The organism is Streptomyces sp. NPDC096324 (assembly GCF_044763015.1).
Lineage (GTDB): Bacteria > Actinomycetota > Actinomycetes > Streptomycetales > Streptomycetaceae > Streptomyces.
The window spans coordinates 49,941-73,053 of record NZ_JBIWFK010000001.1 but is presented as its reverse complement, the minus strand read 5'-3'; the positions used below and the strand labels follow the sequence as shown (position 1 = coordinate 73,053).

General features: G+C 70.8%; 23 protein-coding genes. 16 read left to right on the top strand and 7 right to left on the bottom strand.

What is annotated here, in order from left to right; genetic code table 11:
- Nucleotides 1-121: 121 nt before the first annotated feature.
- The 14 genes from ACIQ7M_RS00320 (at nucleotide 122) to ACIQ7M_RS00255 (ending at nucleotide 13,316) form a co-directional block, all read left to right on the top strand.
- Nucleotides 122-1,417, top strand: a complete 1,296-nt coding sequence (locus ACIQ7M_RS00320) for a GAF domain-containing protein (protein WP_403638284.1) — start codon at nucleotides 122-124, stop codon at nucleotides 1,415-1,417.
- 160 nt (nucleotides 1,418-1,577) lie between these two features.
- A complete protein-coding gene (locus ACIQ7M_RS00315) occupies nucleotides 1,578-2,906 on the top strand; it encodes a hypothetical protein (protein WP_403638282.1) in 1,329 nt (442 codons plus the stop codon).
- A 126-nt stretch (nucleotides 2,907-3,032) separates the two neighbouring features.
- Nucleotides 3,033-3,605, top strand: a complete 573-nt coding sequence (locus ACIQ7M_RS00310) for a GNAT family N-acetyltransferase (RefSeq protein ID WP_403638280.1) — start codon at nucleotides 3,033-3,035, stop codon at nucleotides 3,603-3,605.
- A gap of 209 nt (nucleotides 3,606-3,814) precedes the next feature.
- Complete coding sequence (locus tag ACIQ7M_RS00305) at nucleotides 3,815-3,898, top strand: putative leader peptide (RefSeq protein WP_309486338.1); 84 nt, start codon at nucleotides 3,815-3,817, stop codon at nucleotides 3,896-3,898.
- Nucleotides 3,899-4,033: 135 nt separating this feature from the next.
- Entirely contained in the window at nucleotides 4,034-5,728 is a 1,695-nt protein-coding gene (locus ACIQ7M_RS00300) for a nitrite/sulfite reductase (protein WP_355760131.1), read from the top strand.
- Nucleotides 5,725-5,904: a hypothetical protein gene (locus ACIQ7M_RS00295; protein ID WP_403638278.1), complete on the top strand. Its 180-nt coding sequence runs from the start codon at nucleotides 5,725-5,727 to the stop codon at nucleotides 5,902-5,904. The genes ACIQ7M_RS00300 and ACIQ7M_RS00295 overlap by 4 nt, the downstream gene beginning before the upstream one ends.
- Entirely contained in the window at nucleotides 5,901-6,611 is a 711-nt protein-coding gene (locus ACIQ7M_RS00290) for a phosphoadenylyl-sulfate reductase (RefSeq protein ID WP_386980435.1), read from the top strand. Before ACIQ7M_RS00295 ends, ACIQ7M_RS00290 begins: the two co-directional genes overlap by 4 nt.
- Nucleotides 6,612-6,670: 59 nt before the next feature.
- Nucleotides 6,671-7,207 (top strand): adenylyl-sulfate kinase, encoded by a 537-nt coding sequence (gene cysC, locus ACIQ7M_RS00285; RefSeq protein WP_351861320.1) that lies wholly within the window; start codon nucleotides 6,671-6,673, stop codon nucleotides 7,205-7,207.
- On the top strand, nucleotides 7,204-8,142 hold the full coding sequence (gene cysD / locus ACIQ7M_RS00280) for a sulfate adenylyltransferase subunit CysD (protein ID WP_355760137.1): 939 nt from the start codon (nucleotides 7,204-7,206) through the stop codon (nucleotides 8,140-8,142). The genes cysC and cysD overlap by 4 nt, the downstream gene beginning before the upstream one ends.
- Before the next feature lie 2 nt (nucleotides 8,143-8,144).
- Entirely contained in the window at nucleotides 8,145-9,500 is a 1,356-nt protein-coding gene (locus ACIQ7M_RS00275) for a sulfate adenylyltransferase subunit 1 (RefSeq protein WP_403638275.1), read from the top strand.
- A 226-nt stretch (nucleotides 9,501-9,726) separates the two neighbouring features.
- Complete coding sequence (locus tag ACIQ7M_RS00270) at nucleotides 9,727-10,848, top strand: aliphatic sulfonate ABC transporter substrate-binding protein (protein WP_403638273.1); 1,122 nt, start codon at nucleotides 9,727-9,729, stop codon at nucleotides 10,846-10,848.
- 36 nt (nucleotides 10,849-10,884) lie between these two features.
- Nucleotides 10,885-11,673: an ABC transporter ATP-binding protein gene (locus tag ACIQ7M_RS00265; RefSeq protein WP_403638271.1), complete on the top strand. Its 789-nt coding sequence runs from the start codon at nucleotides 10,885-10,887 to the stop codon at nucleotides 11,671-11,673.
- Nucleotides 11,660-12,562 (top strand): ABC transporter permease, encoded by a 903-nt coding sequence (locus ACIQ7M_RS00260; protein ID WP_403638269.1) that lies wholly within the window; start codon nucleotides 11,660-11,662, stop codon nucleotides 12,560-12,562. The genes ACIQ7M_RS00265 and ACIQ7M_RS00260 overlap by 14 nt, the downstream gene beginning before the upstream one ends.
- Before the next feature lie 7 nt (nucleotides 12,563-12,569).
- Nucleotides 12,570-13,316: a sirohydrochlorin chelatase gene (locus tag ACIQ7M_RS00255; protein WP_403638267.1), complete on the top strand. Its 747-nt coding sequence runs from the start codon at nucleotides 12,570-12,572 to the stop codon at nucleotides 13,314-13,316.
- A gap of 27 nt (nucleotides 13,317-13,343) precedes the next feature.
- On the opposite strand, the gene ACIQ7M_RS00250 is transcribed toward ACIQ7M_RS00255, so the two are convergent.
- The 3 genes from ACIQ7M_RS00250 to ACIQ7M_RS00240 form a co-directional block, all read right to left on the bottom strand.
- Entirely contained in the window at nucleotides 13,344-13,961 is a 618-nt protein-coding gene (locus ACIQ7M_RS00250) for a DsbA family protein (RefSeq protein WP_355760149.1), read from the bottom strand.
- 76 nt (nucleotides 13,962-14,037) lie between these two features.
- Entirely contained in the window at nucleotides 14,038-14,433 is a 396-nt protein-coding gene (locus ACIQ7M_RS00245; RefSeq protein ID WP_403638264.1) for a DUF4440 domain-containing protein, read from the bottom strand.
- On the bottom strand, nucleotides 14,426-14,974 hold the full coding sequence (locus tag ACIQ7M_RS00240; protein WP_355760153.1) for a DUF1697 domain-containing protein: 549 nt from the start codon (nucleotides 14,972-14,974) through the stop codon (nucleotides 14,426-14,428). The genes ACIQ7M_RS00245 and ACIQ7M_RS00240 overlap by 8 nt, the downstream gene beginning before the upstream one ends.
- 299 nt (nucleotides 14,975-15,273) lie before the next feature.
- Between ACIQ7M_RS00240 and ACIQ7M_RS00235 the strand changes: the two genes are divergently transcribed.
- Together ACIQ7M_RS00235 and ACIQ7M_RS00230 are read left to right on the top strand one after the other, a co-directional pair.
- On the top strand, nucleotides 15,274-17,550 hold the full coding sequence (locus ACIQ7M_RS00235; protein WP_403638261.1) for an MMPL family transporter: 2,277 nt from the start codon (nucleotides 15,274-15,276) through the stop codon (nucleotides 17,548-17,550).
- Nucleotides 17,551-17,748: 198 nt separating this feature from the next.
- Nucleotides 17,749-18,612 carry a phosphotransferase enzyme family protein gene (locus ACIQ7M_RS00230; RefSeq protein ID WP_403638259.1) on the top strand — a complete coding sequence of 288 codons (864 nt, stop codon included), beginning with the start codon at nucleotides 17,749-17,751 and terminating at the stop codon, nucleotides 18,610-18,612.
- Between the two features lie 82 nt (nucleotides 18,613-18,694).
- Here the strand turns inward: ACIQ7M_RS00230 and ACIQ7M_RS00225 are convergent, their stop codons facing one another.
- The 4 genes from ACIQ7M_RS00225 to ACIQ7M_RS00210 form a co-directional block, all read right to left on the bottom strand.
- Nucleotides 18,695-19,417 carry a 3'-5' exonuclease gene (locus ACIQ7M_RS00225; RefSeq protein ID WP_403638257.1) on the bottom strand — a complete coding sequence of 241 codons (723 nt, stop codon included), beginning with the start codon at nucleotides 19,415-19,417 and terminating at the stop codon, nucleotides 18,695-18,697.
- A gap of 105 nt (nucleotides 19,418-19,522) precedes the next feature.
- The gene (locus ACIQ7M_RS00220; RefSeq protein WP_355760160.1) at nucleotides 19,523-20,761 is read right to left on the bottom strand and encodes an SAV2148 family HEPN domain-containing protein; all 1,239 of its coding nucleotides are present in this window, start codon (nucleotides 20,759-20,761) and stop codon (nucleotides 19,523-19,525) included.
- Between the two features lie 118 nt (nucleotides 20,762-20,879).
- Nucleotides 20,880-22,196 carry a copper amine oxidase gene (locus tag ACIQ7M_RS00215; RefSeq protein ID WP_403638255.1) on the bottom strand — a complete coding sequence of 439 codons (1,317 nt, stop codon included), beginning with the start codon at nucleotides 22,194-22,196 and terminating at the stop codon, nucleotides 20,880-20,882.
- Nucleotides 22,197-22,252: 56 nt separating this feature from the next.
- A complete protein-coding gene (locus ACIQ7M_RS00210; protein WP_403638253.1) occupies nucleotides 22,253-23,065 on the bottom strand; it encodes a Tat pathway signal sequence domain protein in 813 nt (270 codons plus the stop codon).
- Nucleotides 23,066-23,113: the final 48 nt, after the last annotated feature.

The window sequence follows — 23,113 nt, the reverse complement described above, 5'->3', positions numbered from 1 at the left end:
GACCGTTGCATTCCTTTGTGCACCTTGTGCGAAGGCCCCACGAACCCGGCCGAGAGCAGGCACGATGTGGGATGACGGCGGTGTCGCGGCCCGTACGAGGTCCTGGTTTCGGGAGTGCTCTGTGAAGACCACATCGTTCAACCCAGCCCGTTTCGCACCGTCCGACGCGTCCGAAACGGCGGGACACCTCCAGCAGACCTGGGCGGCGTCGGTCAAGGGCGAGCGGGGCACGTTCGCGCCGCGTCCGGTGATCGGCCGCTCCTGGCAAAGAGCGAAACGTTTCGGCGTCAATCCCGAACAGGGAACGGACAGCATCCTGCTGCATCCCGAAGAACTCGAACACCGGCGGACGTCCACCGCGCTCGCCGATGTGATGCCGACCCTGCACGGCGGCCTCGGGACGGTCGCCGACGCCTCCCAGCAGATCATGGTGGTCACCGACCCCGAGGGCCGGGTGCTGTGGCGCGAGGGGAACACGAGCGTGCTGCGCCGGGCCGACACCATCTGCCTGGAGGAAGGCGCCGCCTGGAGCGAGGACACCACCGGCACCAACGCCATCGGAACCGCCCTGTCGGCGGACGCCCCCGTCCAGGTGCACTCGGCCGAGCACTTCGTGCGCACCCTGCGGGACTGGACGTGCGCCGCCGCGCCCGTCCACGACCCGCGCGACGGACGGCTCCTCGGGATCATCGACGTGAGCGGCCCGGACAGCACCTTCCACCCCGCCACCCTCGCGCTGGTCGACACCGTCTCCAGACTGGCCGAAAGCGAACTGCGCACCGCGCATCTGACCGCCATCGAGCGGCTGCGCGCGGTGGCCGCGCCCCTGCTGTGCCGGCTCGACGGTCCCGCGCTCGTGGTGGACACCCACGGCTGGCTCGCCGCCGTCACCGGCATGCCGCCCGTGGACCGGGTCCCGCTGCCCGACTCCTTCGGCGCGGGCCTCGTCTGGCTGCCCTCCCTCGGAACGTGCGCCGTCGAGCCGATGCCCGGCGGCTGGCTGCTGCGCGTCACCGGCGCCGGCGACCTCGGCAGCGCCGGGCGGGTGGTCCTCGACCTCGCCGAACCCCGCCGCCCGCACATCACCGTCGCGGGCACGGCGGGCAGTTGGGCCCAGGACCTGAGCCCGCGCCACGCGGAACTCCTCTACGTCCTCGCCGTGCACCGGCAGGGACGCAGCGCCGCCCAGCTGGCGGTCGACCTCTTCGGCGATCCCACCCGCACGGTCACGGTCCGCGCCGAACTGTCCCGCGTGCGCCGCCGGCTCATCGGGCTCCTCGACCACCGCCCGTACCGCTTCCGCGAGGAGGTGGAGGTCGAGGTCCTGCTGCCGGACGACCCCCGGGACCTGCTGCCGCACTCGACCGCGCCCGCGGTGCTCGGAGCGCGCGCGACGGCCGAACCGGCGCCGTCATGAGGACGAACAGGGGTGAACCGAGCGTATTTCGGGGGCGTCTTCCGCGGTCTTCGTCCTGGCCGGGGGGTCACTGCCGTAGCATCCACTCCACAGGCCACCCCACGCGTCTCTCCGTCAACGCCCTCGGCGGGGGAGGCAGTTGGCCTATCCGGGAGGACGCATGAAGCAGCGCGGCAGGCACCGTCGTCGAAGAAGGGGACAGGCGCTGCGCGCCACCCTCGCCGGAACCGCGCTCGCGCTCACCGCGGCCGCCACCCTGATCAGCACCTCGCAGGCCACCGGCGCCAACAGTCCGGGCGGCCTCACCGCACTGCGCACCGGCTCCGCCACGCAGCTCAGCCTCCACGAGAACCTCACCTCCCGGGAATCACTCGACACGCTCAGCGGCAGCATGGGCGGCAACGTGGGCGTCGACGGAGTCCTGCGCGACGCCGACCACGCGATGCGCAACACCGCCGACTGCACGGCCGACGAGCGGGCCGCGCTCCCCGTGGAGCCGACGGCCACCCGCGCGTACTGCTGGGACGACGCCGACGCGCGGACCCCGGGGTGGCGGCCGCGTTCCGTGACCACGTCCGGCGACGCCGGCGACGACGGCGCGTGGGGCACCCACCAGGTGATCCTGGCCGGCTGGACCCACCGCGACGGCCGGGCGGCCGCACCGGACCGGGACGAGGGGCTCGCCCGGATCGCCGTCGTCGACGCGACGGACCCGGACGCCCTCCGCTACCGCTGGGTCCTGCTGGTCGCCCCGCGGGCCGGCGGCAAGGACTTCACGGCGGTCCGCACCGGCCTGGGCGGCATGGTCTGGTATCAGGACAAACTGATCGTCACCGCGGACCAGGGCGACGGTCTGCTCGTCTTCGACCTGCACCGACTGCTGCGCGCCGACGTGGACAGCGGTGCCGTGGGCCGGACGGGCCACGGCTACTCGGCCGCCGGCTACCGCTACGTCCTTCCCGCGATCGGCTCGTACGACCTGGAGGGCGGCTCGTGCGCGCGCGGCCGCGACCACGCGGTCCCCTGTATCGGCTCGCTCTCCCTGGACCGCACGACCGCTCCCGACAGCCTGGTCGCCACGGAGGCCGCCAGCGACCGCCCGGAGCGCACCCGCGTCTGGCGGTACGGGTTCAGCACCGCCGCCTACCGCACCGGGCTGCTCGCCGACGCCCAGGGGCATGTGAACGCGGCCGAGGCCTGGACGACCAAGGGCTCCGGGATCTCCGGCGCCTTCGCGCACCGGTCCCGGTGGTACATCGGGCGGCCGTCCGACAGCGGCACCGGACACGCGTCCCTGTGGCGCCAGAGCGGCGACGGCGCCGACGCGGCCACGTGCACCGCGGACCAGTCGCACGCCTGCTGGGGCCTCGGTACCGGGTCGCTCTCCTACTCGCAGCGGACCGGCGAACTGTGGAGCCTGTCCGACGCGGCGGACCACAGGGCGCTGTACGCGGTGCCGTTGTCGTCGGTGGACGACTCGGTCGACTAGCGGGGTCACCCGGGAGGGGCCACTCGGACGCCGACCGGTCCCGTCCGCCTCGGCGCGCCCCCGCTCCGCGGGCCGGTTCGTGGACGCCTTTGGAGGGGTGGCCCCCTCCGTGATTCCCTGGCGGTCATGAGCGACATCAGCGTGACCACCTGGTCCCTGGAGCAGACGGCCCCGGCCGACCTGCTCCCCTCGAGCGCGCCGGACGGGGATCTGCGGATCGTCCGCGCCGAGGTCCCCTCGCCCGAGTTCAGCCGCTTCCTGTACGCCTCCGTGGGCGGGGACATCCTCTGGACGGACCGGCTCGCGTGGACGTACGCGCGGTGGCGGGAGGTGCTCGACAGGCCGGGCACGGAGACCTGGGTCGCCTACGACCGGGGGACCCCGGCGGGCTACGTCGAACTGGAGGCCCAGGACGACGGGGTCGTGGAGATCGTCTACTTCGGACTCGTCCCCGCGTTCCGCGGCCGCCGGATCGGGGGCCACCTCCTCTCGTACGGGGCCGCGCGCGCCTGGGACCTGGCCGACCGCTGGCCCGGGCTGGCCGGGACGAAGCGCGTCTGGCTGCACACGTGCAGCAAGGACGGCGAGCACGCGATGGACAACTACCTGCGACGCGGCTTCCGGCTCTTCGACACCAAGGTCGAACAGGAGGCGGAGGCCGTCACACCGGGTCCGTGGCCCGGCGCGTTTCCCGCGTGACGCATCCCGTCCGACCCGCGTTTCCCGCGTGACGCATCCCGTCTGACCCGCTTTGTGCCGTGGTGACCACGGCTCCGACCCCTCCTCGCACCACCACTGGAGGGCCGGTCATGTGATCGACAACACCCTTATCTCGACATTCGGGACAAGGGTGTCCACATTCTGGATGACGGTGGACTGCCCCGAGATCCCCGTGACACGCTTCCGTCATGTCTGGAACTGGAATTGCCTTGGTGAGTCGGCGGCACGTCGACCTCGGCCGCATGTCCAGCGCCATCTGTCCGGCGAGCTGATCAGCCCAGCAACGCCGACCCCCCTCTTTTTGCGACCCTTGCGCAGTGCTGCGCCCATTCTTCCGTATGCACCCGTATGCGCAGGTCAGAGCCGCAGATCAGACCTGCCCCGCAGTCTCGAAGGACGAAACAGCCATGGCCGCCACCCCGCAGGATCCAGCCGTCGCGCCCCGCCGCAAGGTGAGCCGTCACCGCGGTGAGGGCCAGTGGGCCGTAGGTCACTTCACCCCGCTGAACGGCAACGAGCAGTTCAAGAAGGACGACGACGGTCTCAATGTGCGGACACGCATTGAGACGATCTACTCGAAGCGCGGATTCGACTCGATCGACCCCAACGACCTGCGCGGCCGGATGCGCTGGTGGGGTCTCTACACCCAGCGCAAGCCCGGGATCGACGGCGGCAAGACCGCGATCCTGGAGCCGGAGGAGCTGGACGACGAGTTCTTCATGCTGCGCGTGCGGATCGACGGTGGCCGGCTGACCACCGAACAGCTCCGTGTCATCGGCGAGATCTCACAGGAGTTCGCACGCGGCACGGCCGATCTCACCGACCGCCAGAACGTCCAGTACCACTGGATCCGCATCGAGGACGTTCCGGAGATCTGGAACCGCCTGGAGGCCGTCGGCCTGTCCACGACCGAGGCCTGCGGTGACACGCCCCGCGTCATCCTCGGCTCGCCCGTCGCCGGCATCGCCGAGGACGAGATCATCGACGGCACCCCGGCCGTCGAGGAGATCCAGCGCCGGATCATCGGCAACAAGGACTTCTCCAACCTGCCCCGCAAGTTCAAGTCCGCGATCTCCGGCTCGCCGCTGCTCGACGTGGCCCACGAGATCAACGACATCGCCTTCGTCGGCGTGAACCACCCGGAGCACGGCCCCGGCTTCGACCTGTGGGTCGGCGGCGGCCTCTCCACCAACCCGAAGATCGGCCAGCGCCTCGACGCCTGGGTGCCCCTCGACGAGGTCGCGGACGTCTACGAAGGCGTCATCTCGATCTTCCGGGACTACGGCTACCGGCGGCTGCGCAACCGTGCCCGCCTGAAGTTCCTGGTCGCCGACTGGGGCGTGGAGAAGTTCCGCCAGGTCCTGGAGGACGAGTACCTGAAGCGCAAGCTGGTCGACGGCCCCGCCCCCGACCAGCCGGTCGCCCGCTGGCGCGACCACGTCGGAGTCCACCGGCAGCAGGACGGCCTCTACTACGTCGGCTTCGCCCCGCGCGTCGGCCGCATCGACGGCGCCACCCTGACGAAGATCGCCGAGCTCGCCGAGGCGCACGGCTCCGGCCGGCTGCGCACCACCGTCGAGCAGAAGATGATCGTGCTCGACGTGGACGAGACGCGCGTCGACTCGCTCGTCGAGGGCCTGGAGGCGCTCGACCTGACCGTGAAGCCCTCGCCGTTCCGGCGCGGCACGATGGCCTGCACCGGCATCGAGTTCTGCAAGCTCGCGATCGTCGAGACCAAGGCGCGCGGAGCTTCCCTGATCGACGAACTCGAGCGCCGCATCCCCGAGTTCGAAGAACCCATCACCATCAACATCAACGGCTGCCCCAACGCCTGCGCCCGCATCCAGGTCGCGGACATCGGTCTCAAGGGCCAGTTGGTCCTGGACGAGAACGGTGAGCAGGTCGAGGGATACCAGGTGCACCTGGGCGGCGCGCTGGGCCTCGAGGCCGGCTTCGGCCGAAAGGTCCGCGGCCTGAAGGTCACCTCGGACGAACTGCCCGACTACATCGAGCGCGTCCTCAAGCGTTTCCAGGCGGAGCGCGAGGCCGACGAGCGCTTCGCCACCTGGGCCGCGCGTGCCTCCGAGGAGGCGCTGTCATGAGCGAGCGCGCGGCACCTTTCTACTGCCCCTACTGCGGAGACGAGGACCTGCGACCCAGCGAACAGGGCCACGGCGCGTGGGAATGCGCGGCGTGCAACCGAGCCTTCCAGCTCAAGTTCCTGGGACTGCTGTCCCGGGGCGTGCAGCAGGAAGAGCGTGGAGGGGCGGAGACATGACGGTCACTCAGCACGAGCGCACGGACGACGACTTGAAGGTTCTGGCCGAACGGGCTGGACGCGACCTGGAGGACGCGTCCGCCCTGGAGATCCTGCGCTGGGCCGCGGACACCTTCGGCGGGACGTTCTGCGTGACCTCCTCGATGGAGGACGCGGTGGTCGCCCATCTCGCGTCGCGCGCCCGGCCCGGTGTGGACGTGGTGTTCCTCGACACGGGCTATCACTTCCCGGAGACGATCGGCACGCGGGACGCGGTCGAGGCCGTGATGGACGTCAACGTCATCACGCTGACCCCGCGTCGGAGCGTCGCCGAGCAGGACGCCGAGCACGGACCGCGGCTCCACGACCGCGACCCGGACCTGTGCTGCAAGCTCCGCAAGGTCCAGCCGCTGGAGGAGGGCCTGACCGGCTACCGGGCCTGGGCGACCGGGCTGCGCCGTGACGAGTCCCCGACCCGGGCGAACACCCCGGTCGTCGGCTGGGACGAGAAGCGCCGCAAGGTGAAGGTCTCGCCGATCGCCCGCTGGACACAGGACGACGTGGACGCGTACATCGCCGAACACGGCGTCCTGACCAACCCGTTGCTGATGGACGGCTACCCCTCCGTCGGCTGCGCCCCCTGCACCCGACGGGTGCTGGAGGGCGAGGACGCGCGCGCCGGCCGCTGGGCGGGCCGCGCGAAGACCGAGTGCGGACTGCACGGATGACGACGACCACGACGAACACCGCGCCCTGCGCGGGTCCCACGAATTCTCAGGAGCGGGAAGTGACGAGCGGAGCCACCGTCTGGCTCACGGGTCTGCCGAGTGCCGGCAAGACCACCATCGCCTACGAGCTGGCCGGCCGGCTGCGCGAGGAGGGCCACCGCGTCGAGGTGCTCGACGGCGACGAGATCCGGGAGTTCATCTCCGCGGGCCTCGGCTTCAGCCGCGCGGACCGGCACACCAACGTGCAGCGCATCGGCTTCCTCGCCGAACTGCTCGCCCGCAACGGCGTCAAGACGCTCGTCCCGGTCATCGCGCCCTACGCCGACAGCCGCGAGGCGGTGCGCGGGCGTCACCAGGAGAACGGGACGACGTACCTGGAGGTGCACGTGGCGACTCCGGTCGAGGTGTGCTCCGTACGCGATGTGAAGGGCCTCTACGCCAAGCAGGCAGCGGGGGAACTGACGGGGCTCACCGGGGTCGACGACCCCTACGAGGCGCCGAAGTCGCCCGACCTGCGCATCGAGTCGCACACCCAGACCGTGCAGGAGTCCGCCGCCGCGCTGCACGCGCTGCTCACCGAGAAGGGTCTCGCATGACGACCGTCGCCAGCGTCTCCGAGGAGACCGAGAGCAGCCCGTACACGCTGTCGCACCTGGACGCGCTGGAGTCGGAGGCCGTCCACATCTTCCGTGAGGTGGCGGGTGAGTTCGAGCGGCCGGTGATCCTCTTCTCCGGTGGCAAGGACTCCATCGTCATGCTGCACCTGGCGCTGAAGGCGTTCGCCCCGGCGGCGGTCCCCTTCACGCTGCTGCACGTGGACACCGGGCACAACTTCCCCGAGGTCCTCGACTACCGCGACCGGACCGTGGAGCGCCACGGTCTGCGGCTGCACGTGGCCTCGGTGCAGGACTACATCGACCGCGGTGTGCTGCGGGAGCGCCCGGACGGCACCCGCAACCCGCTGCAGACCCTGCCGCTGACGGAGAAGATCCAGTCCGAGCGCTTCGACGCCGTGTTCGGCGGCGGACGCCGTGACGAGGAGAAGGCCCGCGCCAAGGAGCGGGTGTTCTCGCTGCGCGACGAGTTCTCGCAGTGGGACCCCCGCCGCCAGCGGCCCGAGCTGTGGAACCTGTACAACGGCCGCCACGCGCCCGGCGAGCACGTCCGCGTGTTCCCGCTGTCCAACTGGACCGAGCTGGACGTGTGGCAGTACATCGCCCGCGAGGGCATCGAACTGCCCGAGATCTACTTCGCCCACGAGCGCGAGGTCTTCCAGCGGTCGAACATGTGGCTGACCGCCGGCGAGTGGGGCGGCCCCAAGGACGGCGAGACGGTCGAGAAGCGGCTCGTCCGCTACCGCACGGTGGGTGACATGTCCTGCACCGGCGCCGTCGACTCCGACGCGACGACGCTGGAAGCCGTCATCACCGAGATCGCCGCGTCCCGGCTCACCGAGCGCGGCGCGACCCGCGCCGACGACAAGATGTCCGAGGCCGCGATGGAAGACCGCAAGCGCGAGGGGTACTTCTAGACATGACCAGCACCACCGAACCCACCGAGCCCCTGTCGGTCGAACAGCTCTCGGCGACCACCCTGCTGCGCTTCGCGACCGCGGGCTCCGTCGACGACGGCAAGTCCACCCTCGTCGGACGGCTGCTGCACGACTCGAAGTCGATCCTCACCGACCAGTTGGAGGCCGTCGAGCACGCCTCCCGCAACCGCGGCCAGGACACCCCCGACCTCGCGCTGCTCACCGACGGCCTGCGGGCCGAGCGCGAGCAGGGCATCACCATCGACGTCGCCTACCGCTACTTCGCCACCGCGCGCCGCCGCTTCATCCTCGCCGACACCCCCGGCCACGTGCAGTACACCCGCAACATGGTCACCGGCGCCTCCACCGCCGACCTCGCCGTCGTGCTCGTCGACGCCCGCAACGGCGTCATCGAGCAGACCCGCCGGCACGCCGCCGTCGCCGCGCTGCTGCGCGTCCCGCACGTGGTGCTCGCCGTCAACAAGATGGACCTCGTCGGCTACGAGGAGTCCGTGTTCGCCGCGATCGCCGAGGAGTTCACGGCGTACGCCTCCGAGCTGGGCGTCCCCGAGATCACCGCGATCCCGATCTCGGCGCTCGCCGGTGACAACGTCGTGGAACCCTCCGCGAACATGGACTGGTACGGCGGCCCGACCGTCCTGGAGCACCTGGAGACGGTGCCGGTCAGCCACGACCTGGCGCACTGCCACGCGCGGCTGCCCGTGCAGTACGTGATCCGCCCGCAGACCGCCGAGCACCCCGACTACCGCGGCTACGCGGGCCAGATCGCCGCCGGAACCTTCCGCGTCGGCGAGCAGGTCACCGTCCTGCCCTCCGGACGGACGACGACGATCTCCGGCATCGACCTGCTCGGCAAGCCGGTCGACGCGGCGTGGACGACCCAGTCGGTGACCGTCCTGCTGGCCGACGACGTCGACGTCTCCCGCGGCGACCTGCTCGTGCCGACCAAGGACGCCCCCGCGACCACCCAGGACGTCGAGGCGACCGTCTGCCACGTCGCCGACGAACCGCTCACCGTCGGCCACCGGGTCCTGCTCAAGCACGGCACCCGCACGGTCAAGGCGATCGTCAAGGACATCCCCTCCCGCCTCACCCTCGACGACCTCTCGCTGCACCCGCACCCGGGCCGTCTGGTCGCCAACGACATCGGCCGCGTCAAGATCCGCACCGCCGAACCCCTCCCGCTCGACTCCTACGCCGACTCCCGCCGCACCGGTGCCTTCATCCTGATCGACCCCTCCGACGGCACCACCCTGACCGCGGGCATGGTCGGCGAGTCCTTCGCCGCGCCGCAGCCGGTCAAGGACGAGTCCGACGACGACGGTTGGGACTTCTGACATGAACCCCATCGACATCTACTCCACGTTCGCGAAGGAGGGCGGCCGCGTCGGCAGCGGCGCCCTCGGCAGCGGGCAGGGCGGAGTGGCGCGATGTGCGCGATGACGTACGCGCACCGCCTGCGCGCCCTCACCCCCCACCGCCCGCACAGACGAAGACCTGCCGACCTCCCGGCCACGACCTGAGAAAGGCGTGACCGCCGGGCCACCGAGAGGAACACCTCCCGTGCCTGCCATCCGCTCCACGCGCACCAAGCTGCTCGGCCGCGGTATAGCCCTCGTCACCGCTCTCCCCCTGCTGGCGCTCGCCGCGTGCAGCTACGGTTCCGAGGCCAAGGACGACAACGCCGCGGCCAAGGTCGCCGCCGGCTCGAAGAAGATCGACGGACTCGACTCCGTGAAGATCGGCTACTTCGGCAACCTGACGCACGCCACCGCGCTGGTCGGCAACCAGAAGGGCTTCTTCCAGAAGGAGCTCGGCGCCACCCAGGCGAAGTACCAGATCTTCAACGCCGGGCCCTCCGAGATCGAGGCGCTCAACTCGGGCTCCATCGACATCGGCTGGATCGGCCCGTCGCCGTCCGTCAACGGCTTCACCAAGTCCGAGGGCAAGAGCCTCAGGATCATCGGCGGTTCGGCCTCGGGCGGCGTCAAGCTCGTGGTGAACCCCAAGAAGATCAAGTCCCTGAAGGACGTCAAGGGCAAGAAGATCGCGACGCCGCAGCTCGGCAACACGCAGGACGTCGCGTTTCTCAACTGGGCCGCGGAGCAGGGCTGGAAGGTCGACGTCCAGAGCGGCAAGGGTGACGTCTCGGTGGTCCGCACCGACAACAAGATCACCCCGGACGCCTACAAGTCCGGTTCCATCGACGGTGCCTGGGTGCCGGAGCCGACCGCGTCCAAGCTGGTCGCCGAGGGCGGCAAGGTGCTGCTCGACGAGTCGGACCTGTGGCCCGACAAGAAGTTCGTGATCACGAACATCATCGTGTCGCAGAAGTTCCTCAAGGAGCACCCGAAGGTCGTCGAGGCGGTCCTGAAGGGCTCCGTCGAGACCAACAAGTGGATCAACGCCAACCCGGACGACGCCAAGGCGGCCGCGAACAAGCAGCTCGAGGCCGACTCGGGCAAGGCGCTGCCGGCCGACGTCCTCGACCCGGCCTGGAAGTCCATCCAGATCACCGACGACCCGCTGGCCTCCACGCTCGACTCCGAGGCGGACCACGCGGTCAAGGCCGGTCTCCTGGAGAAGCCGAACCTGACCGGCATCTACGACCTGACGCTCCTGAACAAGGTCCTCGCCGCCGCGGGCGGGAGCAAGGTCGACGACGCCGGTCTCGGCGTCAAGTAAGTCCGGATCCCGATGAGTTCCCAGGAGGTGACGACCATGGCAACGACGCTCGCCAAGGCCGCCGACGGCGCCGACACGACGGAGTACGCCGCCCGCATCGAGCACGTCTCGAAGTCCTTCGCCGGACCCGCGGGTCCCCAGCTCGTCCTCGACGACATCACGCTCGATGTCGCGCCGGGTGAGTTCGTCACCCTCCTGGGGGCTTCGGGGTGCGGCAAGTCCACACTGCTGAACCTGGTCGCGGGGCTGGACAGGCCCTCGGCCGGCACCATCACGACCAACGGGCGTCCGGCTCTGATGTTCCAGGAGCACGCCCTCTTCCCGTGGCTGACCGCGGGCAAGAACATCGAACTCGCCCTGAAACTGCGGGGAGTTCCGAAGGCCGAGCGGCGCGAGCGGGCGGAGGAACTGCTCGGACTCGTCCGGCTGAAGGGCGCGTACGGCAAGCGGGTGCACGAGCTGTCCGGCGGCATGCGCCAGCGCGTGGCGCTCGCCCGGGCACTCGCCCAGGACAGCCAGATCCTGCTGATGGACGAGCCGTTCGCGGCGCTCGACGCGATCACGCGTGACGTACTGCACGACGAACTCACGCGGATCTGGCGGGAGACGGGACTGTCCGTCCTCTTCGTCACGCACAACGTCCGCGAGGCCGTGCGGCTCGCCCAGCGCGTGGTCCTGCTGTCCTCCCGTCCGGGGCGCGTGGCCCGCGAATGGACGGTGGGCATCCCGCAGCCGCGCCGCATCGAGGACGCGCCCGTGGCGGAACTGTCCATCGAGATCACCGAAGAACTGCGTGGGGAGATCCGCCGTCATGGCCAGCACTGAGACGAAGTCCGACGCGGCCGTCAGGGACGGCGACGGCCTGGGCGGGCTGGAGGCGGGCCTCGACGCGCTGGAGTCCTCCGTGGCCGGCCGGCGCTCCTTCGGCACGACGTTCCGGCAGAAGGTGCTGCCGCCGCTGATCGCGTTCGTGATCGTTCTGGCCGCATGGCAGGCACTGATCACCTTCAAGATCGTCGACGACCCGACCAAGCTGCCCTCGCCGTCCGACGTCTGGAACGAGGTCGAGACCGCCTGGCTCCAGGGCACGCTGCTCGACTACATCTGGACCAGTGTCTCGCGCGGTCTGCTCGGCTTCCTGCTCGCCCTGGTGATCGGGACGCCGCTGGGCCTGATCGTGGCCCGGGTGAAGTTCGTGCGCGCGGCGATCGGTCCGATCCTGTCGGGCCTCCAGTCCCTGCCGTCGGTGGCCTGGGTGCCGCCGGCCGTGATCTGGCTGGGGCTCGACAACTCGATGATGTACGCGGTGATCCTGCTCGGCGCGGTCCCCTCGATCGCCAACGGACTGGTGTCGGGCGTGGACCAGGTGCCGCCGCTGTTCCTGCGGGCGGGCCGCACGATGGGCGCGACGGGTCTGCGCGGGACCTGGCACATCGTGATGCCGGCCGCGCTGCCGGGCTATCTGGCCGGTCTGAAGCAGGGCTGGGCGTTCTCCTGGCGCTCCCTGATGGCCGCGGAGATCATCGCCTCCTCCCCCGACCTCGGCGTGGGCCTCGGGCAACTGCTGGAGAACGGCCGCAACGCCAGCTCCATGCCGATGGTCTTCCTCGCCATCTTCCTCATCCTGTTCGTCGGCATCGCCATCGACCTGATCGTCTTCAGTCCGGTGGAGCGGTGGGTGCTGCGCAGCCGCGGACTCCTGGTGAAGGGCTGACCCCGTCATGAGCAGGCCCGAGCGTCCCGTCCTCGTCGTCATCGCCCACGGCAGCCGCGATCCGCGGCATGCCGCGACGGTGCACGCCCTGGTGCGAAGGGTGCGCGCCCAGCGCCCGGGCCTGCGCGTGGAGACCGCGTTCCTCGACTTCAACCTCCCCTCCGTACAAGGGGTGCTGAGCTCACTGGCGGCCGAGGGGATCCGCGATGTGGTGGCGCTGCCACTGCTGCTGACCCGCGCCTTCCACGCCAAGTCGGACATCCCGGCGGTGCTGCGCCAGGCACCGTCGCGGCTGCGGATCCGGCAGGCGGAGGTGCTGGGCCCGTCCCCGCTGCTGACGGCCGCGCTCGAACGCCGGCTGCACGAGGCCGGGCTGACGCCCGCCGACAGGTCCCGGACCGGGGTCGTGCTGGCCTCGGCGGGATCCACCGACCCGGAGGCGATCGCGGTGATCGCAGAAATCGCGCGGGAGTGGCGGCACACCGGTTGGTGCGCCGTGCGGCCCGCGTTCGCCTCCGCATCCCTCCCCCGCACCGAGGACGCCGTGCGTGAGCTGCGCGCCCTCGGCTGCGAGCGCGTCGCCGTCGCGCCGTACGTGCTCGCGCCCGGCTTCCTGCCGGACCGTATCGCCCGGGGCGCCGCCGGGGCGGACGTGCTCGCCGACGTGCTCGGTCCCGCGCCGGAGGTCGCGCGGGTCCTGCTGGAGCGCTACGACGAGGCGCGCGTGCCGACGCTGGCCGCGATCGGCGCCTGACCTTCGCACGGCCTCTCTTCCCGGGGGTCAGTCGAAGGAGAGTCCGCCGGTACGGGTCCGCTTGAGCTCGAAGAAGTCGGGGTGCGCGGCGAGGACACGGAAGCTGTCGAAGAGCTCGGCGGCCTTCTCACCGCGGGGCACGGCCCGGAGCACGGGGCCGAACCACACCGTTCCGTCGACGTGGAGGGTGGGGGTTCCCACATAGGCGCCGGTGTCCGCCTCGGTCCCGGCGTCGTGGCTGCGACGCACCGCCTCGTCGTACGAGGGGTCGTGGGCGGCCTCGGCGAGCGTGGCCGGAAGTCCGAGCTCGGCGAGCGCCTCGGCGATCACCGCGTCGAAGTCCGTCATGCCGCTCTGGTGGATGCGGGTGCCGAGGGCGGTGTAGAGATCGCGGAGCACCTTCTCACCGTGCCGCTCGGCCGCGGCCACCGCCACGCGTACCGGACCGATGGACCTGTCCACCAGGTCCCGGTACCAGTCGGGCAGTTCGTTGCCGACGTTGTGCAGATAGAGGCTCATGGCGTGGAAGCGGAGGTCGAGCGGGCGGCTCCGTTCGACCTCCAGGATCCAGCGCGAGGTGATCCAGGCGAAGGGGCAGGCGGGGTCGAACCAGAAGTCGACCCGGGTGGGCGATGTCGTCGTCATACCGTCGAGGCTAGTCACTCGGTGGCATGGAATCCCGGCCCAATCCCGCACCGAAATCTTGGGCCAATTCTCGGCCTCAGCCCGTCTCCCGAACGAACGCGCCTGCCTCGCCGGGGGTGTACGGGGTGCCCTGGTGGAAGTAGAGGAGCCAGTCGTTCCCGAACAGCCGCCACAGCGAACTCCGGTGTGCCCGGCGGCCGTTGTTGTCGGTGTCGAAGGTCAGGTGGACCAGGTCGGAGGCGAGCTGCACCCCCTTCACCCGTGAGGTCGTGGTGCGGCTGCCGTCCTCCGTCCCGGCGGCCAGCAGCGCGACGATCGAGTCGCGGTCCCAGATGCGGCCGGACGCGCCGAACTCGTAGAAGTCGGGGTGCAGCAGCGCGGCGACGAGGTCGGCCGAGCGGCGGACCGCCGGGTCCAGCAGGCGCAGTTCGCCCTCGATCGCGGCCTCGACGGCGGGATTGCGCTCAAGCACCGGTCAGCTCCTCCAGTTTGACGACGGTGTTCCAGTTCCGCGTGGTGGCGAGGACGCCCTTGAGCAGTCGGGGCTTCGCCAGGGCCTCCGCCAGTTTGGAGCGGCCGAGGCCGTCGGGCGCGTAGAGGTAGAGGACGCGGTCGCCGAGACGGAACTCCTCGGGGAGGAAGGCCGCTGGTTCGACGGAGGCGAAGCGCTCGGCGTCGACGGGGTGCGAGAAGTAGGTGACGTGGAGCTGCTTGGCCTCCAGCTCGGCGGCCGGGAACGGACAGGCCTCCCTGACCGCCCGCAGATAGGGGTGCGCGCGGACGAGTACGCCGACGCCGAAGCCGAAGTGTTTCTCGATGGCCCCCGAGAGCTCCTCGGCGAGGGACTCCTCGTCCCCGCCGTCGCTGCTGAACGCGGCGTTCCCGCTCTGGAGATAGGTGCGGACGCCGCCGTACCCGAGTCCTTCCATCAGGGTGCGCAGTTCGGCCATCGGCACCTTCTTCGCGCCGCCCACGTTGATGCCGCGCAACAGCGCCGCGTACGTCGTCGTCATCCGCACACCATAGGCCGGGCGCCGCGCCGCATGGGGTGGGCGCGACGGCCGTACCCCGCGGGGCCGTCCGCCGGCCGCCGGGGAGCGGGGCCGGTCCCTGAGCGGCATCCCCGAGAAGTGCCGTTACGTGTAAGGGGCTTCCGTCCTCCCCAGTGCGGAGACCTCGGGGTCCGCGGGGAGGAGCGGGAGGTCCGCCGGTTCACCGGACAGTACGAGGAGAAGCGTTTATCGGGCCCATACCTTCATTACGGAAGGTGGCGGCAGGGGGCTGTCACCGTGCTCAAGGGGGCAGGCCCGTCATGGGGAACGCAGACACACGGGTGCGCGGCATCGCCGCGCGAGCAGGCGGCTGGAGCGCCCGCCACCGATGGGCGGCCGTCGGAATCTGGGTGCTGTTCGTCGTCCTGGCGATGGGCCTCGGCTCCGCGGCGGGCCGCGTCGACGTCAAGGAGAGCGACCAGCTCAAGGGCGAGACCCACACCGCGGCCAAGATCATCGAGGATGCGGGCATCGAGGAGCCGGCCGGCGAGACGGTTCTGATCCAGGCGAAGGACGCGGGCACCAAGGCCACCGACGCCGAGTTCAGGAGCGCTGTCTCCGCGGTCGTCGACGCGGTCGGCGCCACCGGCAAGGTCAGCGACGTGACCTCGCCGTACGACACGAAGTCGATCTCGAAGGACGGGCGCAGCGCGCTCGTCCAGTTCGACATGCGCGGCGACTCGGAGACGGCGGGCGATCGCGTCGCACCCGTGCTGGACGCCGTCGAGGGCGTGCAGAAGGACCACTCCGGGCTGCGGATCGAGGAGATCGGCGCCGCGAGCATGATGAAGCAGTACGACGACGCGTTCGGCGACGACTTCCAGAAGGCCGAACTCTCCGCCGTCCCGGTGGCGCTGGGCATCCTGCTGATCGCGTTCGGCGCGCTGGTGGCGGCCCTGCTTCCGGTGGCGCTCGCGGTCACCGCCATCATGGCGACGATGGGCCTGATGGGCATCGTCAGCCATCTGATGCCGATGAGCGACACGGCCAACTCCGTGATGCTGCTGGTGGGGCTGGCCGTCGGTGTCGACTACTGCCTCTTCTACCTGCGGCGTGAGCGTGAGGAGCGCGAGGCGGGCCGTGACGCAGGTACGGCCCTGCGGATCGCCGCCGCCACCAGTGGCCGCGCCATCATCGTCTCCGGCGTCACCGTGTGCGTGGCGATGGCGGGCATGCTGTTCACCGGGCTCGCCGAGTTCGAGGCGATGGGCCTGGCCTCCCTGATGGTCGTCGCCGTCGCCATGGTCGGTTCGGTCACCGTGCTGCCCGCGCTGCTCTCCCTGCTCGGCGAGCGCGTCGAGAAGGGCCGCATCCCGTTCCTGCACCGGGCCAAGCGGCGCGCCGCGGACGGCGGCCGGAGCAACCGCCGTCCGGCCGACGAGGGCAGCCGGTTCTGGGGCGCCGTCCTGCGTGTGGTGCTCGCCCGGCCCGCGATCTCCCTGGTCGTCGCGACGGGCGCGCTGCTCGCCATCGCCGCTCCGGCGCTCGGCATGAAGACCCAGCAGCTCACCCTGGACAAGGAATTCGGCGACTCGCTGTCGATCGTCGGCACCTACAACCGGCTCAACGACGCCTTCCCCGGCGGCTCCGAGCCGGCCGAGGTGGTCGTGAAGGCGCGGGACATCAACGCCGCCGATGTGAAGGCCGCGCTCGCCGACTTCCGTGCGGCGGCCGTGAGTTCGGGTGCCTCACGCGGTCCGGTCGACGTCAAGGTGCACGCGGAGGACAACGTCGCCTTCGTCTACGTCCCGCTGGTCGGCGGCTCCGACCAGGACAAGGCGGAGAAGAGCCTGGAGCTGCTGCGCGACACGGTACGCCCGCGGACGCTCGGCAAGGTCGACGGGCTTGAGGCGCCGATCACCGGACAGGTCGCGGGATCGCACGACTTCAACGACCAGCTGATCGGCTCGGTGACCCCGGTCTTCGCCTTCGTGGTCGTCTTCGCCTTCGTCCTGATGCTGCTCTCCTTCCGCTCGCTGACGATCGCGGTCACCTCGATCGTGCTCAACCTCCTCTCGGTGGCGGCCGCCTACGGCATCCTCGTCGCGGTCTTCCAGCACGGCTGGGGCGCCTCCCTGGTGCGCGCGGAGGGCGTCGGCGCGATCGTCGCCTGGCTGCCGCTGTTCCTCTTCGTGATCCTCTTCGGGCTCTCGATGGACTACCACGTGTTCGTGGTGTCCCGGATCCGTGAGGCACGGCTGCGGGGCCGCAGCACCAAGGACGCGATCCGGCACGGGGTGGTCACCACGGCGGGTGTCGTCACCAGCGCCGCCGTCATCATGGTCGCCGTCTTCGCGATCTTCGGGACGCTGTCCATGCAGTCCATGAAGCAGATGGGTGTGGGCCTGGCGGCCGCGGTGCTCATCGACGCGACGATCATCCGGGGTGTCCTGCTCCCCGCGGTGATGGCGCTGCTCGGCGAGCGCAACTGGTACCTGCCGAAGTGGCTGAACCGGATGCCCGACCTCACCCACGACGAGGCCCCCGAGGCCGTCGCGCAGGCGGTACTGCCCCAGGGCGAGCGGGCCGGGGTCTAGGCACCCGGCGCCGGCCACGACTGCTCGGCGCCAGGTCGCCGGTCGCCGGAACGGGCTCACCCGCCCAGGGCCTGTCGGTCTTCTCCTCACGGAGGGGCCGACAGGCCCTTCGCCGTTCCTGCCTGCGGGAATGGGAGACTGACCGGCGGACGGCACGCACCCCGGGAGCCGTCGTACGCGAGGACACGGAGGCGGGCGATGGACGAGGCACGGGCGCGGGACGTACTGACCGCGGCGAAGGTGCTGCCGGGTCCGGCGCGGGACGCGACGCTCCTCGCCCTCGGCGAGAACGCGGTGTTCGGCGCCGGTGATCTGGTCGTCAAGGTGGGACGCGACGCCGAACTCCACGACCGGGCCCGCCGGGAGCTGGCGATCGCCGCCTGGCTCGAGGAGTCGGGCGTCCCCGCGGTGCGGGCCGCCGGGCCGGAGGCGCTGCTGGTCGACGGACACCCCGTGACGGTGTGGCACCGGCTGCCCGACGCCGTCCGCCCCGCCGAGCCGCGTGATCTGGCGGAGCTGTTGCGCGTGGTGCACGCGCTGCCCTCCCCTTCCTTCTCCCTGCCGCCCCGGGAACTCCTCGGCGGCGTGGAGCGCTGGCTGCGGCTGGCGGGCGACGCGATCGCCCCCGCGGACGCGGCGTATCTGCGGGAGCGGCGCGACGGCTTCGCCGCGGCGGCCGCCGCGCTCGCCCCCCGCCTCCCGCCGGGCCCGATCCACGGCGACGCGCTGCCCCGCAACGTCCACGTCGGCCCGGACGGCCCGGTCCTGGTCGACCTGGAGACCTTCTCGGCGGATCTGCGTGAGCACGATCTGGTGGTCATGGCCCTGTCCCGCGACCGTTACGGTCTTCCCGCCGAGGCCTACGACTCCTTCACCGAGGCGTACGGCTGGGACGTGCGGGCGTGGGAGGGCTGCTCGGTGCTCCGGGGTGCCCGCGAGACCGCGAGCTGTGCCTGGGTCGCCCAGCACGCGCCGACCAACCCCAAGGCGCGGGCCGAGTTCGAACGCCGGGTGGCGTCACTGCGGGACGGCGACGAGACGGTGCGCTGGTACCCGTTCTGACCTGCCGCCGGGGTGTGCCCGTCCGGGGCCGCGCGGGGTCCTCGCGCCCAGGCCAAGGCCCAGTTCCGGGCCCGGGTCCGGGTCAGACGCGTTCGTCCGCCAGGTCCCGCAGGGGCCAGGTGCCGTCCACCACCGCGTCCGTCTCGCCCTTGCGGCGCAGGAAGGACTGGAAGTCGGCCGCCCAGTCCGCGTACCACTCGATCTGGCGGCCGTGCAGCTCGACCGGGCCGAGGGCCGCGACCTTGGGATGGCGGCCGGCTATCGCGCAGGCGAGCCGGGCCGCGGCGAGGGCGTCGGCCGAGGCGTCGTGGGCGGAGTCCAGGACCACCCCGTACTCGGTGCAGACCGCCTCCAGGTTGCGCTTGCCCCGGCGGTAGCGGTCCACGGAGCGGTCGATCGTGTACGGGTCGATGACGGGAGCCGGGTCGATGCCGCCGAGGCGCTCGCGCAGCGAGGGCAGTCCGTGGCGCCGCAGCTCGGCGGAGAGCAGCGTGAGGTCGAAGGCCGCGTTGTACGCGACGACCGGGACGCCGGTGCGCCAGTAGGTGACGAGGACGCCCGCGATGGCGTCGGCGACCTCGTCGGCCGGACGGCCCTCGGCGGTCGCGTGCTCGTTCGTGATCCCGTGCACCGCCACGGCGTCGGCCGGGATCTCCACGCCCGGATCGGCCAGCCATTCGCGGCGGCCCAGCGGCTCTCCGTCCTTGACCTCTATCACGGCACCCGTGACGATGCGCGACTCACGCGGATCGGTCCCGGTCGTCTCCAGGTCGAAGCCGATCAGCAGCTCCCGGTGCCAGCCCATGGATGGCCCCCCTTCTTCGTGGTGCTTTCCCCCAGTGGTCCCCACGATCCCATGAGCCACTGACAATCCGGGGACCGCGTTCCACCGGCCGCGAGGAACGGCCTTTCAGGACACCGGCCGCGAATCGGCCCAGGCCACCTCGAACTCCTCGCGATAGGTGGGGAAAAGTCCCTCTTCGCCGATTTGATCCGGTTTGAGCAGTCGGCTTCCGCCGCGCAGCACCAGGACCGGCGCCTCCATGCCCCGCGTCCGGCGCAGATAGGACTGCACGACCGCGATGCCGTCCGAGCCGTCCCCGTCCACGAGGTACGCGGTGAAGCGGGGCGTCTCGTCGTAGACCTGGATCTCGAAGGCGTCCGGGTCACGCAGCCTCGACCGCACCCGCCGCATGTGCAGGATGTTCATCTCGACCGACCGGCTCAACTCGCCGCGCTTGATGCCTAGTTCGCGCTCGCGCCGCTTGACGGCGCTGGACGCGGGGTTCAGGAACAGCAGTCGCGTCCGGCAGCCGGCCTCGGCGAGCCGGACCAGCCGGCGCCCGGAGAAGTTCTGCACCAGCAGGTTCAGTCCGATGCCGACCGCGTCGAGCCGGCGGGCGCCGCCGAAGAGGTCCTCGGCGGGGAACTGGCGCAGCAGCCGCACCCGGTCGGAGTGCACCCCGACGACGTCCGCGTAGCGGTCGCCCACGAGCTCCTCGACGGCGTCCACGGGCAGTCTGCGCGCGGAGGGCACGTCGCTCCCGGCGCCGAGGATCTCCAGGAGTTTCGCCGCGGCCCGCTCGGCCTGGTTCAGGACGGCCTCGGACAGAGCGCGGTTGCGCGACACGACGTTCCGGGTCACTTCCAGCTCGTCGAGGGCGAGTTCGACGTCCCGGCGTTCGTCGAAGTAGGGCTCGAAGCACGGCCAGTGCTGCACCATCAGCTCCCGCAGCTGGGGCAGCGTGAGGAAACTCAGCACGTTGTCGTCGGCCGGGTCGAGCAAGTACCCCTTGCGGCGGCTGACTTCGCGCACGGCGACGGCGCGCTGCACCCACTCCTGGCCGGCCGGTCCCGCGGCGGCGACCACCCAGTCGTCGCCGTGGACGGGCTCGTAGATGGGCCGGAGAACAGCGGCCACGACCGCGCGCAGCCGCTGTTCGACCAGGTTCAGCCAGATGTAGGCGCGCCCGGCCCGCTGGGCGCGCGTACGCACCTCGCGCCAGGCGTCGGCGCCCCAGTCCAGTTCCGGACCAATGGATCCCATTTCCATCGGCCGCGCCAGGGACACCGCGCCGGGTGGGACATCTGTGGAGTTCCCCTCGTGACCCTCGTCACCAGGAGGCAGCTCCAGCCCTCCCGAGCCCACCCACGCACCGCCTTCCGCTCCCCCGAGCACTCCCCGGGGGCAAGCCCCAATCAACGATCAAGGAAGGGTACTCCGGGAGCGGCGAGCGGTGCAGCCCGATGCACAGGTCGTTTCCCAACTACCTAGGTTGGACATGCCCGTTCTGGTCCGCGAGCTCCGGCGGAGTGAGCGGATTCATAGCGGTGACGTCACGCGGGGCGATGGAGAATCCCTGCCAGTGGACCGGCATCGGCTGCTGGTCCTCGTCGCGGGCGATGTGGTGGAAGCCCACGTTGACCCAGACCACGGGGTGGGTGAGCGTCTGTCCGTCGACCCACTTGTCGACGGATTTACCGTGCCCGGCACCGCAGTTGCGCAGGTTGTCGCTGGCGAACTGCTCGCACTTGTTGTACTCGGTGAAGTAGACGTCGTGCTTGGTGAAGGCGCGGCCGAGGTACTTGGTCGTCGCGCCCGGGACGAGCTCGTACGAACGTGCGTGATTGTCCTTGTTCTTGCCGGAGTTGCTGACGAGACGCCACCAGCGCGAGTTCTTGGCGTCCCCCGCGAGTTCCTTGGTGACCTTCGTGACCGTGGTCTTCTTGCTCGGGGCCTCGGCGCCGCTCGCGGGCGGGCTGACCGTCGAGTCGTACTGCTCGACCTTCGCCTTGGCCGAGCCGTCCAGGTCGAAGTTGAGCCGCCAGAAGATGTTGTGGCTGTGGCTCGTGGCGTAGTCCTTGGCGCCCTTGCCGAGCGGCCAGCCGCGGCCGTCGCCCGCGTCGTAGTCACCGGGCGAGAGGCTGCCGGTGGCACCGACGTTCATGTTGAGGGTGCCGTCGTCCTGGAAGCGCCACTCGGTGATGTACTCGTACCAGCCGACCTTGTTGACCGTGTAGATCAGCAGGTCCTTGCCCTGCTGTTGGAAGACCTTGTTCCCGGTGTCGGCCTCCATGCGGTAGGCGTGACCGCGTGAACGGGTCGTGGTGCACAGGCCCTTGACGTTCGCGTGCGCCGGGTCCCAGGCCTCGGGGACCTTGACCGTCTTGATGGAGCCGCCGGGGCACTCGGCCGGGACCATGTCGACCAGGCCCTGCCCGAAGCCGGCGCCGGTGAGGTCGCTGTACTCGACCGAGCCGTCGTCGTAGGGGACGTCGATCTGGGCGAGCTTGGCGGTGCTCAGGACCTTGATCGGGGCCGCCTCGCCGGGAGGCTGGTAGGAGATGTGCTCCAGGACGAGTCCGGCCTCGCTCTCGTAGTGCCAGCACATCCGCCAGGTGGTGCCGGTGGCGAGCTTCTGTTCGATCCGGTACGCGGCGCTGCAGTCGGCGGCCGGGGCGGGCGCCGACCGGGGCTGGGCGACGGCCGGTCCCGCGGCCGTCGTCGCGCCGGCGGCCAGGGCGAGCGCCGAGAGGCCCACGGCCGCCCGGCTGCGGGCACGGCTGTTTCTGTTGACGCGCATGAAGACATGACTCCTTGCGGAAAGCTGTGAAGGTGGGAAGGAAAGAAGGGCGGCGCTCAGCCGAGCTTGCCGACCTTGCGGGCGCTCAGGTCGATCACCAGGTCACGGCTGTCGATCCAGGGCCCGTTCTTGACCTTCGGGAAGAGCCGGACGCACCGGTGCTCGCCACAGACGCCGAGAGAGGCCGCCCGGACCCCGGGAGTCGCGCGGTAGACCATGCTGTTGAGCATGAGCTGGTCGGGCGAGGTGAGTTCCTTGCCGGTGGCGTCCTTGAAGTCGGCCTTCAGGCCGGCGCCGAGCGGATCGGCGATCAGCAGCTTGGCGGCCTCGGTCATCTCGTCACGGCTGATCGGCGGCTGCACACCGTGCTGGACGCCCGTGTCCACGACCTTCGAGGTGTCGAGGTCGACGGTCTTGGTGACGAGCGTGTCGTCCTTGTAGTCGTAGAACGTGATGTCGGCCCGGCGCGGCGCGTTCGGGTTGTCCAGATCGGCCGTCTCCGGCTCGGCGAGGTCGACTCCGATGCGCTGCGGTCCGCGCGCGCCCTCGACGTTCTCGCTGGAGTTGAAGAGCTGCCGGTTCACCGCGATCCGCTCGGCCCGCCGCATCTCGTCGTCGGTCAGCGGGTCACGGCCCTTGCCCTTGTCCCCCTCGGCCGGCGCCCGCTCGACGACGCCGGGCCGCACGGCGCCGCCCGGCCCGTCCTGCGCCGCCTGCTGCGCGGACGCGCCGGTCCCGCTCGTTCCGCCCGATTCGTCGGCCCCCGCCGACCCCGGAAGGGTGACTCCGATCATCACGGCCGTGCCGGCCACCGCGATGGCCGCACCCGCCACCACCTTGCCCAGATGGCGGTGCACTATCTTGCGCACATTTCCCCCTACTCCCCCTACGTCCCCAGGAGTCGTTTGAGTCCCACT